The organism is Bythopirellula goksoeyrii (genome assembly GCF_008065115.1).
GTDB classification, from domain to species: domain Bacteria; phylum Planctomycetota; class Planctomycetia; order Pirellulales; family Lacipirellulaceae; genus Bythopirellula; species Bythopirellula goksoeyrii.
This window is the reverse complement of record NZ_CP042913.1, coordinates 2,532,536-2,545,810: the sequence shown is the minus strand read 5'-3', so window position 1 is coordinate 2,545,810 and position 13,275 is coordinate 2,532,536. Positions and strand designations below refer to the sequence as shown.

The following is a 13,275-nucleotide window of genomic DNA, read 5'->3' as shown; positions in this document are numbered from 1 at the left end:
ACGCTAGCGAATACCTTTATGGAGCAATAAAGAGGGTAGCGTAAGCATTGCCAACTTGATGTCGCCCCACAGAGAAACTTGACGGCTGTACTGCAAATCCATGCGCATCCACTCGTCGAAGGATACATTTCCCCGGGCAAACACTTGCCAGGTACAGGTCATGCCTGGTGGCACCGATAGCCGCCGTCGCTGCCAATTAGCGCAGGCTTGAGATTCGGAGGTTGGCAGAGGTCGTGGTCCAACAAGCGACATGTCTCCTTTGAGCACGTTCCAAAACTGCGGGAGTTCGTCGATGCTGGTCCAACGCAGTATTCGCCCCACTGGAGTCGTGCGAGGATCTGTTTTCATCTTGAAGGCAGGTCCGTCTTGATGGCTAGGAAGACTGAGCGTGTGTTTCAATTCGTCAGCTCCGTCGATCATAGTGCGCATTTTCCAAATCCGAAACCGTTTGCCTCCTAGACCTTCCCGTTCTTGACTAAACAAGATAGGTCCTGGTGAAGTGAGCTTGATGGCGATCGCGGCAAGGGCCATGGTTGGTGCCATGGCTATCAGGCAAGTAATGCTGCCAATGATATCCAAAAAGCGTTTCCACCTGGGAAGTGGCTGGCAAAAGAGGAGAGCAGCGTCTGTGCCACTTGGAGCAACTCCCAAACTATGTGATGAATCGCTTACTTCCTTGATGCGTTTGGTTCGAACATCGGGGTAAACGATTACGTCGCATTGAGGACGATGTGGTCCGGGCGGATAAACTTCACTGATGTCGGCAGCAACCTTCCAAGCGCCCTCTTCCGGAGTGTCGGGAAGCAGCAAAACGATGCGCCCATCGTTAAGCATGCCCGGCGTGTCAGTCAGGCGCAGCCGGCCTTCTAATACACGTTCCATCAGGGCGAGATCACCCTCTTCGGACAGAGTGATAAACAGAATTGAAAGAATGGATCCGTTGCGATCAACGCGCATGCGTTCGCATTCTGCAGCAAATCGAAGTTCTTCTTCGGGAAGCAGTAGCCTATTGGAATTGTGTGAGTAATTACTGAACTTCGATCGATAACGCCTTTGGAAAGAAAACTTAAATTGCATTCTGTTGGTATCCAAGTTGCAGGCTCATACTAGAGATTCCATTTCCAACCCTAATCTGCTATTGCACATCATTCCACGAATCAAAGTATGTGGAAAAATGCGTCCACAGTTACATGTCTCGTACGCATGAACTAAGATGACGGATGGCTGAAAATGATAAATTAACTCTGGCGAGGTAAGAATATGGGATTCTGAACGTATTCTTCAAAGTAGTGGTAACAACGAACCCCTGCCAAATGCAGGTGGGAATCGGACAACAAATCATGTCCGATTAGTGCGGTTATATTATGCGACTTCGATTATAATACGACGTAACCCTGAGTGCGACCTTATTTTTTGAAAACAGAACTCTAGGGCTTTGGGCTTGGTAATAATCAGTGGGCAAAACAGATCATGGCATTGTTTTGGGGGCTTGGAAGGTGAGGCCCTTGGCACTTAAGAATCGCTTCGACAAAGAACGGCATCCTGCCACTCTTGACGACTGAACTGCCGCAGCGACACCAAGTGGAAATAGGCCCCTAAACCGGACTCTAGCTAGGTTTCCGGCCTAAAATGGGGCTCGCGAGCATTGGTTGATACCTAAGTCGCAATCCTTTTACCTTAATTACTGATTCTGTGTTAGCCAATACTTCCATCAATCAACTACTTGAGAGGAATCTTCAAGCAGACTAAGTTGCGACTATCCGCAATAAAATCTACTTTCAAACTGACCACCCTCCTTCTAAGCATGACTGGGTCGAGTGCCCCACGCTGTGCTGTGCCAATAGGAACGCGTTCTGATGAAAATCAGGCCATCGAACAGGCTCCGCTTCAACTCACGTGAAACGGCATACTTTTTGCTCTTCCTTGATCTGGATCGGTATATCTTAACCGGGTCATCCAAGACAACTACTCAAGGGGGAGATCCGCTGGTAACTCGTACTTCCTAAGCCCCAGAAGCTGCATCGCTATGCGTGCGACGAATAGTGGGTTGTTCGTCAAATAGCGTCGCCACAGTCGGCGTGGCTCCGTAGCCAGTCGGTAGCCCCACTCCATCCCGGCACGCTGTATCCAGCGGGGTGCTTGTGGCATTAAGCCGGCGTGAAAATCAAACGCCGCCCCCACACCGAACATGACTAATGGTGCAGGTAACTTAAGCGTCCCCGTTGACGCTGCACCATAACGCGACAAGAGATCGGCCATAAAGCGTTCTTGCTTCGGTGTACTCAGCCCTACCCACAGGCAGTCTGGTCTGAGCAGTCTCAGTTCTTCCACAAGGTCATGTTCTTCGACCTGAGTGAGCGGCCGAAAAGGTGGGGTACGAATCCCAACAATTTCGGCATTGGGTATGCGTGCAAGTAACTTGTCTCGCAAGATTTCTGCAACACCTTCAGCTCCACCTAAGAGGAAATGCCGCAATCCCTTGTCGCGCTGCTTTGATTGCTGTCCATCTTCGATAATGCGCAGCATCAGATCGGGGCCATAGACACGGTCCATTTCTGTAGGTCCGATGCCGTGAAAGCGTCCTAACCAGGTGAGTGGCATCCCATCAGGGGTTGATAGCAGCGACTCATTGTGTATTCGCAACAGTTCCGGATCTCGCTGGCATTCGCTGATGCCATGTACCCCAGTTACGGTGATATAGCTTTGGATTCCAGATGCAAGTGCTTTATTCACAGCTTCTACAGCCGTGTCGAGTGTCAAAACACTAATGCCCACGCCGAGAACGTTGATTCGTCGATACTTCATTGAGCTTGGCATGCAGGGGACTTAGGGCGAATGAGTTTATGTCCTATCCATGATAATCACTGACAACGTGAAACAACTGGGAATTTCCGAATGTATCCGCCGAGAACTCGTTCCCGGCCTGCTGCTGGTCTTCCGTTCGGGCCACGCCCTCACTCCAGAACAGCAGCGGAGTTACCCAACCACTACTCTCATGAAGAGTGTTACCACTTTTGGGGGCAGGCCACCACCAATACGAAACTGGTTCGGTTCCGTCCTCTTTCCTTGCGGAAGGATCGGGGTGGTCCACTAGAAGATTGTCCTGGGACGTTTGACCTCCTTGGCATCACCCATTACTGGTGACGCTCCCAGAATGGGTACTGGGTAGTCAAACCCAAGACCGCCAAGGATTGCTTTACACGATCGGTTCGCAGCATCGACCACTCGTGCCGAGACAATCGATACCTGCCAATTCGCGAACAACATCCGAAACTGAACGAGTAGTTGCGCGGACACTATGCCTACTACGGAGTGACAGGAAACTCGGCAGCATTGACGCGGGTTCTCCATGAGGTCGGACCGCGGTAGTGACTATGGCTTAATCGCCGCAATAATCTCCGCTCAATGACCTTGGAGAAATTCGATGTCATCCTGCGTCGTTACCCACTTGCTCCTGCACGCTAAGTCTGTTCAACTCTCAAACGCGCAGCGAAGCCATAAAGAGAGGAACCGTATGCGCTAATGAGCGCACGTACGGATCTGTGGTAGCCCCAGGGCGGCAACGCCTGGGGCCACCCGGTCATTGCCCAGGAAGTGTGTAGACGAAGCGGGTTTCGCTAGTCAGGGACTATTGTTGTCGATTAGGTGGCACAACTACAGACATCGTCGGTCGCCGCCACCTCCGTCAATTTGAGGAGAGGCTAAGCCGCGTCGGTAGGCCCAACTTCAGCAAATAGGACGGCTCGCGAACTAAATGAGGTCGGCGTGACCGCTGGCAAAGATTTCTCATATTCTGGATTAGAAACTTGAGGAGCCGAAATCCCGTAGACGCACGGCTTACAGCGGTCATGGATGTGCGGAAATGCACGGAGAAGTGATAGAAGTATGCACCCTACCTAACCGAAGCCAGACAGGAGTCACCGCGTCACGTTCTGGAGAGTGCACAGGCTATGAGACAACTAGTGGATGTGAAAGCAACATCCAATTGCGCTGTATCAACCTTCTACATAGATAGTGCGTTGGCCTTCTCAGGCGTGCCATAAGGCAAATTCACGAAACTTTACGACTTCACAAAATGGGCAGATAGCAGCCAGCGCTTCGATAACGCCCTTCCATTCGCCTCATTGGTACGGCATTTGCGTTTTTAGCAGCGTGCTTTATCGCTTCAATAGTTCTACTTATTCCACCGCCGAACAATCATGTTCCACCGCTGAACAATCATGATTTCAACACATTCAGTAAGCTCAACGCAACACTCCACTAACAACGCAACGCTTCGACTTGGAGCAATTCGCTGGTTCATTCAAGACATCAAGGCCTTGCCGGGATGGCCAGTGACACTTGTCTTGGCGCTTTGTATCATTGTGGCTATCAGTGCGAGCGTCTATTTACTCTGGACCAACTTAACTTCGTCACCGATAGCAGGCTGCGGTAGTGGTGGCGGGTGGGTCGATTGCGAGAATGTCGCCAGCAGCCCTTGGGCTCTGTGGCTTGGCGTCCCCGTAAGCTTCCTGGCGCTGGGGATCTATCTGGCGATGGCGACGGCTCTGGTCACTGGATCCGTTAGCTGGTTTAGTCGATCGGTGCGAAAGGTCAGCTGGGTCGTCGTTACCACCGCCGTGTTTGCGGCTGGGCTCAGTGCAATGTGGTTTGTAGCACTACAGTTGATTGTCCTCAAACACATTTGTCTCTATTGCATGATTGCTCATACATGTAGTCTGGTCGCAACGGTGACCATGCTGCTGGCCAGTCCGTTGAGAGCAAAGGCGATGTTAGCCGCAGCGGCCTTAAGTTTTGTAGGGCTTGCGGTTTTAGTTGTCGGTCAGGTGTTTGCCCGCCCGCAAGACATGCATCGAATCGAGAAGTTTGACAATCCAGCAGGTTCAGAGTCAGAGCAGATCGAGTTCGCTCCACCAACAGAAGGAAGCCCGGCCGAGGAGGCATTGGATGAGAAGTCAAATGACGAGCTATTCCAACCTCCGACGACGGACAATCTTAGTGCGACTGCGTTGTGGCCGGACTTGGTCTCGGTTTACTTTCCAAGTCAAGCGAGGGTCGCTTTCCCAACCTTTCTAGCCACAGAAATGATTGTAGATGATGCAAGCGTACCCGAATCTGCAAACCGTCGGATCGTTGCAATTCAAGGTGGCGCTATCAAGCTAGATGTAGCACAGTGGCCGCTGGTCGGTTCCAATGATGCGAAGTATGTTTTTGTTGCAATGTTCGATTATTGCTGCCCACCTTGTCGCAAAACTTACATGACCGTCTCTCGCGCCCGAGAGAATTTAGATGATCAATTGGCTGTCATTTGTTTGCCTGTCCCGCTCAATTCAACCTGCAACCCCAGCGTACGAGTGACAAACCCGAATTTCGAGGAATCGTGCGAATTGGCGAAGCTAGCTGTGGCAGTATGGCGAGTGGATCCAACCCGTTTCGCATCGCTTCACAATTGGATGTTCCAAGGTACAGTGGTGCCGAGCTATGCAGATGCAAAGATGAAGGCAGCGACACTCGTTGATGATAAAAAACTTGATGCCGAAATAGCATCCGGAATTCCTGATCGATACATAGCAAAACATGTTGAGATTTACCAAAAAGTGGGAGCAGGAGCGATCCCAAAACTGATGTTTCCGCGTACTAGCATCATTGGTGAGTATTCTTCTGTCGAAGGAATGGTAGATGTGATCCGCCACGAAGCGAAGTAGCTTAGATTGTCGTGCGGTAATCAGAGTAAGTCTCGTCATCCCCACCGAGGGATCCGTCATGGCGAGCTGTGGTCAGATGACATCCCAGAGGATTGCTTGCTCCGTTTCCTTTCCACCGGGCAAGTCTCTGCCAGTGTAAAATAGTTCAGTTGTGGCTTCCGCAGAAACTACCTCAGGCGCTGGTTCTTCGCAGAACAGAGAGCGCTGACCCGGAAGGTACTTGGGCGTTGGCTTACCCATTCTCCTGTTGTCTTTTTGAACTGGCCGAGAGTGGGAATCAGTCATCTTCGTCCCTCCTGATTGCGAAGACTGCGGCGGATGTTGATTGACGGGAGTAGGTTTATATCTCTGTGATCGTGGGGCCGGCAAGCTGAACATCGGTACTCTTAAGATTAAAGGAAAAGCTAGCAAGTGGGCAAAGACGGGAAATGAGGTGTTGTGTCATATGCACATGTCACCACTAATCGACTCAAAGAATGGCTTCCTCTTTGACGAGGGTGAGGCTCAGCAGTTTTGGCTCGGGCGGAAATCCTCGTTGGCAATCTTTTCATTGAATATGGTTAGTTTGCCAAGCGGGATGAAAGTGTGCGGAATCGCACGCCTTAGCGAGAGTTAGAACGCATCATGGAAGGTTCAGATTTATGCAAGGAGTCGATTGCTTACAGGAAGTTCGGCCAAAGCGCATCGGCACAGAATATGCGATTAAGTATGCAATTACACGAATTCGTAGAGACTTTGTGTTAAGAATTAATAACTAGGGTCATTCATCATGGAGACGTGGCATGAGCGACCAACACGAGTTAGTAAACGTTACATTCGATGAACTCAAGGTCGGGCAGACAGCAAGTCTGACTCGCACGCTTTCTCAACAGGACATCCAGTTGTTTGCTGTTTTGTCGGGTGATGTAAACCCTGCTCATTTGGACGACTCGTATGCTGAGGACAGTATCTTTCGCGGTGTCGTCGGACATGGAATGTGGACAGGTGCCTTGATTTCTGCCTTGCTTGGCACAGCCTTGCCTGGACCGGGGACGATCTATCTCAATCAGGATTTGGCATTCAAGAAGCCTGTCCGTCCAGGCGAGACGATCCATGTTGATGTCTCAGTAAAAGAGAAAAAGCAGAAGAACCATATAGTCGTGTTCGACTGTCATTGTGTAAATATGCTGGGAGAAACTGTAGCGATAGGTACTTCAACGGTGATTGCACCGACTCAAAAGATTCGGCGTACGAGACCTGAGCTACCCGATGTGCAATTCCACTTTCACGACCACTTTCGCGACCTGATTGACAGTTGTAAAAAACTGCCGCCAGTAAGAACAGCGGTCGTTCACCCCGTATCCGAAACTGCGATCAAAGCTGTTGTGGAGGCAGTCGAGGAGAAACTGATAGATCCTGTTTTGGTGGGGCCTGAAAGACGAATCCGCAAGGCTGCAGTTGACGCTGGTATTGATATTGGTTTCTATGACGTCGTTCCTACTGAGCACAGTCATGGTGCTGCAATAAAGGCCGTGGAAATGGCCGTCGCTGGAGATGTGGCAGCACTCATGAAAGGTAGTTTGCCGACAGACGAACTTATGTCTGCCGTGGTTCCGTCGGCTGCCGGTCTACGATCTGAGCGGCGGATCAGTCATGCCTACGTGATCGACGTCGCCAGTTACCATAAAATGCTGATGATCACCGACGCGGCGATTAATGTTGCCCCCTCGATGGCCGAGAAGGCGGACATCTGTCGTAACGCTATTGATCTGTGGCGCGTGATGATGCGTGGGGCAACCGAGCCCAAGGTGGCCATTCTTGCCGCCACAGAGAAAGTAAATTCGAAGATGCAAGCCACCGTGGATGCGGCCTGCCTTTGTAAAATGGCAGATCGCCTTCAGATTGACCATGCCCTGTTGGACGGCCCTTTGGCACTGGATCTGGCGATCAGCCAACAAGCTGTTCAAGACAAGGGCTTGAAATCGTGCGTTGCGGGTGACTCCGATATTCTGGTGGCGCCTGACATACATTCGGGCAATATGGTGGCAAAGCAACTGACCTTTCTGGGGAACGCCGCCGCTGCGGGTATCGTTTTGGGCGCTCGCGTACCCATTATGCTAACGAGTCGGGCCGATTCTCAACGAACCCGCCTGATGTCATGTGCGCTGTCAGTTCTGATGGCCGAGGCACGACAGCGAGGTGATATTAAGTGACCATGAACGTGATCTTAGTATTGAATGCAGGTTCCTCGAGTTGAAGAGCCAGCGCCTTTGAACCAGTAGCCGACTTACCATTTTTAACCTCCCGACGAATTGCGAGAATTGGTACCCAAGCAGAGTTTTCGTGGAATGGCAACGTCATTGAGGAATTCCCTACCACGCTTAATGACGCAGATGTATTACGGGAACTCTTGGCCTTAATTCAACGATGCGCAGGTAACTCGTGTCTTCAAGCTTTCGGTCAACGCATTGTCCATGGAGGAGAACTTTTTTCAGTTCCGGTCATTTTGACGTACGAGGACTTCCAGCAATGTGAGGCGTTGATTCCTCTGGCGCCACTGCAACAGCCAACTTGTCTCGCAGCAGTTTGCGCGAGAGCGGAATCACATCCGGACATCTTACAAATTGGCTGTTTTGACACTGCATTTCACAAGCATCACGCACCCGTGTTTCGACACTACGCACTTCCCAAGTATTTACGCGATCAAGGTATCTGCTGATATGATTTCTACGGCCTTTCCTACGAATAGGTTACCCACGAACTTGCGAAAGAGCATCCGCATATCGCACTAGGCATTACTCTGGTAGTGCATCTAGGCAGCGGCGACAGACTGAATGCCATGCGCATTCTCGACATCACATCGGAGGAAGACGCCTCCTACCTCGCTTAAAAGGTGGCTTCAATGACAAAAAAACCGATGAATAGCACCAATTAGGGTGGCTAATTATTTCAGAGGGATTCTTGTTGATGGAGTAAACCGCGGCCATAATTAAAAGAAGGCCCTAGTAGTTTTCCTTTTGCGAAACACATTCATCCATCATGGCCGCCGAGATACCGAGATATCGATACCGAGTTGATCGGGACGACCTTCTGATTTGGGTGGACTCGCACTGGTTAGGCTTTGCTAAAGAAAATGGTGCCACGGAATTGACTCAGGAATATGTCATCGGGCGGTCCCTGTGGAATTTCGTCGGGGGCGAGTCTGTTTGCGCTCTCTATCAGCAAGTGCATTCTCGTGTTCGATCAAACAACAAACCAGTCGTGCTGCCGTTCCGTTGTGATACTCCCACGCTGATACGCCACATGCGGATGATCATCCACCCCGAGGAAGGCGGCCAAATACTCTACGAGAGCCTGCTTACGAAGACGGAGTCGCAGCCCTATCTTGGAATCCTCGACATGTCACGACCGCGCTCCAATAGAATTCTGACATTGTGCAGTTGTTGCAAGCGAGCCTTGCTCGAGCCAGTAGGATGGTTGGCTGCGGAAGATGTCTCTGCCAGACTGAAATTATTTGATGCCGAAAGATTCCCAATAATGCGTGAAACGATCTGCCCCAAATGTGCCGAGTCGATGGCCAATGGCTTAGATAACGGCAACGCTGCATGATATATACAGTTTAATTCTGGCGATCACCTTTGTGCCAATTTATTTGTGCAGGGCGGCCAATATGCTGAGCACCAACATCTGATCGACCGAATGGTTGCATCATAGGAGTGGCGTGTAACAATACCGGCATTCTTCGCGTCCTATCCGCAATTGTTCATTGTGGTTTGTTAGTTGCCGCACGGGCTGACATTTCAACCTCCGCCATGGGAGTTGTAAGCATCCGATGCCTGTTGCGTTTGGGGAGAATCACAACCATCTGTTTCAGCGCCACTTCAAGTTTGCTAGTCGGTTTTTGCTCGAAAGGAGTGCCAGCCAACATTCTGCGACGAGAAGAGCCGCGACTAAGATTTGCTGCTTTTGGCCTGTTGGGTATGACAGCGATGAAGTGGGTTGAGGGTGCTCTCTGGGTGGACGAACCAGTACCCCACGGTACCTTCATTCAAGTATTGACCATCGGGCTCGTTAATAACCTTGGTATGCCAGCCGGACATCTGTCGCCAATACTTTTGAGGAATCGAACGATCAGACTGCCAAGGAATGCGCTCAGCCTTCTCCTTCTCGAATCGATCGACGGCCGCTTGCTCCCGGCTGGTAAGTTGCAGGCCCCTGAAGTCTTTTCCGTAGGCCTCGTTCATCCCTACTCCGATCTGAGGGAGATAATTGTAGCCTCTAATTCACTAGATCGCCCTTCATTCCATAGTTTCCTGAGTTGCGGCCCTCCTTTACAAGCTTACGGCGACGCATGAGAAGTTGCAGTCTAGTCGAGGTCCGAAATGAGAAGAAATGATGTGCAAGACGAGAGTGAAAAAGGGGGAAACTCTGCGGATTCCGATACAGCGGATGGCACAAAGCGGTCGGGGTGGGATTCGAACCCACGGTACCCGGAGGTACGCCGGTTTTCAAGACCGGTCCATTCGACCACTCTGGCACCCGACCGAAAGGAGACTTCCGCCACATTGACGGTTCGACTGGTCTCCAGTACAAAAGATAGGCTAGAGCTGGCAAGTTGCCAATCTCTACTTACCAGTCGAGCCCATTTTCTAACAAGGTGACCTTTCGCAAGGAGATTTTCGTGGGAGCCAGTGAACGCCAGAGAGAACTACGCCGCCGCCGCAAACGCCGTCATAAATTGGCCCAGTTGAAAGGCAAACTCGCCAAGGCGACGCAGTCTGAAAAGCTCGAAATCGTCCGTAAGCTCCGTGAAATGTCTCCCGGCGCCGAGAAACTCATCGTCGAATGGGAACTTGTCGAAGCAGGCCGCTAAGCCACCTGCTTTTCAAACGAGAATTCGTCGCCTTGGTAGTCGACCTCAATCGTGGAATCCTCGGGATATTCTCCTTTGAGAAGTTCCGTGGCCAAGGGGTTTTGAATCGATTGCTGAATCACTCGCTTCACGGGTCGTGCTCCAAACAACGGATCGTATCCTTCGGCGGCGATTTGAAGGCGAGCTGCTTCGGTCACAACAAGATTCAAATCCCGCTTCTTCAATAGATCGGCAAGTTTCTCCAATTGCAGATCAACGATCTGTGCGACCTGCTCTCGGTTGAGCGGTTGAAACACGATAGTTTCATCGATGCGATTGAGGAATTCAGGCAGGAAGCGTGACTTGAGGGTTTCATTCAGCGCTTGACGCAACTCTTCCTGCGAACCTCCTTCGGAGGTGATCTGCTGAATGAGTTGGCTCCCCACATTGGAAGTCATTACGACAATTGTGTTCGTGAAATCGACCGTATGACCGTGATTGTCGGTAAGGCGTCCGTCATCCAGTACTTGCAGAAGGATATTGAAGACGTCGTTGTGGGCCTTTTCGATTTCATCTAAGAGGACCACCGAGTAGGGGCGGCGACGAACTGCCTCGGTGAGCTTGCCACCCTCCTCGTAACCAACGTATCCAGGAGGCGCTCCGATGAGTCGACTGACGGTGTGCTTCTCCATGAACTCGCTCATGTCGATGCGTACCATCGCATTTTCATCGTCAAAGAGCGTCTCTGCCAGTGCTTTGCAAAGCTCCGTTTTACCCACGCCAGTAGGGCCGCAGAACAGGAAAGATCCGATAGGACGATTTGGATCCTGCAAGCCACTCCGACTACGGCGTACCGCGTTGGCTACCGCCGTAACAGCTTCGTCTTGACCAACGACTCGTTGGTGCAGACGTTCTTCCAGCACAAGTAGTTTGGCTCGCTCGGTTTCCATCATGCGCGAAACGGGGACACCCGTCCAAGCACTTACCACTTCAGCGATTTCGTCGGGGCCAACTTCTTGCCGTAATAGTCGCCTAGTACCTTCAGTCTTTACAGAACTCTCACCTGAATTGGCGGATTGGCGCTGCTCAATCTCCTCTAAATGCTGAGTAAGTTGTTTACGCTGGACATCATATTCGTAAAGGGATTGGTACAAATCCTCCCCTACAGGCTCGCCCGCAGATTGCTTGTCGTTAATGGTGGCCGAAAGTTGTTCAGCACGATGCGTGACGTCGAGCAACTTTTCACGGACTTGTTGCACGTCGCCGACACCAAGCTTCTCGCTTTCCCACTGCTCACGCAAATTGGCCAACTGCTCTTTTATTTGAGCCATGTCTTCGTTGACTTCAGCCAGACGTTGCTTAGCATGCTCTTCGGTTTCGTCAGCCAGTTGGCGGGCGGCAAGTTCAAGCTGCATCAGCTTGCGCTGCAGTTGATCGATTTCTGTGGGAACGCTTTCGAGCTCCATCGCCAGTCGACTCGTGGCCTCATCCATCAGATCGATGGCCTTGTCTGGCAAGAAGCGGTCGGCGATGTATCGATGCGACAACTCTGCCGCAGCCACGAGCGCAGAATCTTTGATGCGCACTCCCTTGTGGTGGGCTTCGTAGCGGGGTTTCAAACCACGCAGGATAGCGATTGTATCCTCGACGTTTGGCTCACCCACGAACACGGGTTGGAATCGGCGTTCCAATGCCGCATCCTTCTCGATGTATTTACGATACTCATCGAGCGTCGTCGCTCCGATGCAGCGGAGTTCACCGCGAGCAAGTGCAGGTTTGAGCAAGTTAGCCGCATCGTTGCCCCCCTCGGCAGCGCCAGCACCCACGACTGTGTGAAGTTCGTCAATGAACAGTATCACAGATCCGCCGGCATCCTGCACTTCGCGGAGAACGGCTTTAAGCCTCTCTTCAAACTCGCCGCGAAACTTCGTGCCCGCGATTAAAGCACCCATGTCGAGCGCAACGACTCGCTTATTCTTCAAACTCTGCGGGACGTCGCTCTGCACAATTCTCAGAGCAAGCCCCTCCGCAATCGCCGTCTTGCCGACACCTGGCTCACCAATCAACACGGGATTGTTCTTGGTGCGGCGTGAAAGCACCTGGATTACACGGCGGATTTCCTGGTCGCGGCCGATTACGGGATCCAGTTTCCCTTGCTCAGCCCGCTGCACTAGATCAATGCCGTATTTCTCTAAGGCCTGGAATTTCGCTTCGGGATTGGGATCGGTCACACGCGCCGAACCACGCACATCCTGTAATGCTTTGAGGATATCCTGCTCATCGACCCCATTGAGCTTCAACACATCTTGGGCTGGCGATTTTTCATGGGCTAATGCCAAGAGCAGATGTTCAGTCGAGACAAACTCGTCCTGCATCGTCTTCGCTTGAGACTGTGCAGCATCGAGGATCTTGCTTGCAACGGTACTCAGTTGTGGCGGTGACCCCCCGGATGCTTTCGGTAGATGTCCCAATTCAGCGTCGACAATCTTCTTGAGTTGACCTTGATTGGCACCGATGCGATCCAACAACGGTCTCACCACTCCATCTTGCTCTTCCAGAAGCGCAGCCAGCAGGTGAATTGGCTCAAGCTGGGGATTCCCCGCGTCAGCCGCAAGTTCCTGCGCCCTCTGCACGGCCTCTTGAGCCTTGATCGTAAGTTTGTCAAATCGAAATGCCATAGTATTAAATGCTGAATTAAGAATTCGAAATGCGGATTAAAAGAAAGAAGTTAGCCGCGAT

Annotated in this window: 9 protein-coding genes and 1 tRNA gene; 5 read left to right on the top strand and 5 right to left on the bottom strand. The window is 51.5% G+C overall.

All coding sequences use genetic code 11. The features are described from left to right. Positions 1 to 3 precede the first annotated feature (3 nt). Together Pr1d_RS10080 and Pr1d_RS10075 are read right to left on the bottom strand one after the other, a co-directional pair. Positions 4 to 957, bottom strand: coding sequence for a sugar transferase (locus Pr1d_RS10080; protein WP_210417946.1), 954 nt, complete (start codon positions 955 to 957; stop codon positions 4 to 6). Positions 958 to 1,965: 1,008 nt separating this feature from the next. Beyond that, the gene (locus tag Pr1d_RS10075) at positions 1,966 to 2,817 is read right to left on the bottom strand and encodes a WecB/TagA/CpsF family glycosyltransferase (RefSeq protein ID WP_210417945.1); all 852 of its coding nucleotides are present in this window, start codon (positions 2,815 to 2,817) and stop codon (positions 1,966 to 1,968) included. 1,403 nt (positions 2,818 to 4,220) lie between these two features. On the opposite strand from Pr1d_RS10075, the gene Pr1d_RS10070 reads away from it, so the two are divergent. The 4 genes from Pr1d_RS10070 to Pr1d_RS10050 all read left to right on the top strand — a co-directional run bounded on the left by Pr1d_RS10070 (position 4,221) and on the right by Pr1d_RS10050 (position 9,293). Continuing rightward, the gene (locus Pr1d_RS10070; protein ID WP_148073407.1) at positions 4,221 to 5,705 is read left to right on the top strand and encodes a vitamin K epoxide reductase family protein; all 1,485 of its coding nucleotides are present in this window, start codon (positions 4,221 to 4,223) and stop codon (positions 5,703 to 5,705) included. Positions 5,706 to 6,487: 782 nt separating this feature from the next. After that, complete coding sequence (locus Pr1d_RS10060) at positions 6,488 to 7,897, top strand: bifunctional enoyl-CoA hydratase/phosphate acetyltransferase (RefSeq protein WP_148073405.1); 1,410 nt, start codon at positions 6,488 to 6,490, stop codon at positions 7,895 to 7,897. Positions 7,898 to 8,094: 197 nt separating this feature from the next. Continuing rightward, a complete protein-coding gene (locus Pr1d_RS26655; protein ID WP_168205161.1) occupies positions 8,095 to 8,403 on the top strand; it encodes a hypothetical protein in 309 nt (102 codons plus the stop codon). Positions 8,404 to 8,723: 320 nt separating this feature from the next. Then, a complete protein-coding gene (locus Pr1d_RS10050) occupies positions 8,724 to 9,293 on the top strand; it encodes a hypothetical protein (RefSeq protein ID WP_148073404.1) in 570 nt (189 codons plus the stop codon). Positions 9,294 to 9,634: 341 nt separating this feature from the next. Here Pr1d_RS10050 and Pr1d_RS10045 read toward each other — a convergent pair whose 3' ends face one another. Beyond that, a complete protein-coding gene (locus Pr1d_RS10045) occupies positions 9,635 to 9,928 on the bottom strand; it encodes a hypothetical protein (RefSeq protein ID WP_148073403.1) in 294 nt (97 codons plus the stop codon). A 216-nt stretch (positions 9,929 to 10,144) separates the two neighbouring features. Next, positions 10,145 to 10,229, bottom strand: a tRNA-Ser gene (locus Pr1d_RS10040). 70 nt (positions 10,230 to 10,299) lie between these two features. Between Pr1d_RS10040 and Pr1d_RS10035 the strand changes: the two genes are divergently transcribed. Further along, positions 10,300 to 10,557: a DUF6800 family protein gene (locus tag Pr1d_RS10035; RefSeq protein WP_238476677.1), complete on the top strand. Its 258-nt coding sequence runs from the start codon at positions 10,300 to 10,302 to the stop codon at positions 10,555 to 10,557. Here the strand turns inward: Pr1d_RS10035 and clpB are convergent. Next, positions 10,554 to 13,214: an ATP-dependent chaperone ClpB gene (gene clpB, locus Pr1d_RS10030; protein ID WP_148073402.1), complete on the bottom strand. Its 2,661-nt coding sequence runs from the start codon at positions 13,212 to 13,214 to the stop codon at positions 10,554 to 10,556. The genes Pr1d_RS10035 and clpB overlap by 4 nt on opposite strands. Positions 13,215 to 13,275: the final 61 nt, after the last annotated feature.

What these genes read in the sequence shown, in the direction of transcription:
- Pr1d_RS10080 (WP_210417946.1), bottom strand. Translation starts at nt 957, where the DNA reads ATGCGCGTTGATCGCAACGGATCCATTCTTTCAATTCTGTTTATCACT.
- Pr1d_RS10075 (WP_210417945.1), bottom strand. Translation starts at nt 2,817, where the DNA reads ATGCCAAGCTCAATGAAGTATCGACGAATCAACGTTCTCGGCGTGGGC.
- Pr1d_RS10070 (WP_148073407.1), top strand. Translation starts at nt 4,221, where the DNA reads ATGATTTCAACACATTCAGTAAGCTCAACGCAACACTCCACTAACAAC.
- Pr1d_RS10060 (WP_148073405.1), top strand. Translation starts at nt 6,488, where the DNA reads ATGAGCGACCAACACGAGTTAGTAAACGTTACATTCGATGAACTCAAG.
- Pr1d_RS10050 (WP_148073404.1), top strand. Translation starts at nt 8,724, where the DNA reads ATGGCCGCCGAGATACCGAGATATCGATACCGAGTTGATCGGGACGAC.
- Pr1d_RS10045 (WP_148073403.1), bottom strand. Translation starts at nt 9,928, where the DNA reads ATGAACGAGGCCTACGGAAAAGACTTCAGGGGCCTGCAACTTACCAGC.
- clpB (WP_148073402.1), bottom strand. Translation starts at nt 13,214, where the DNA reads ATGGCATTTCGATTTGACAAACTTACGATCAAGGCTCAAGAGGCCGTG.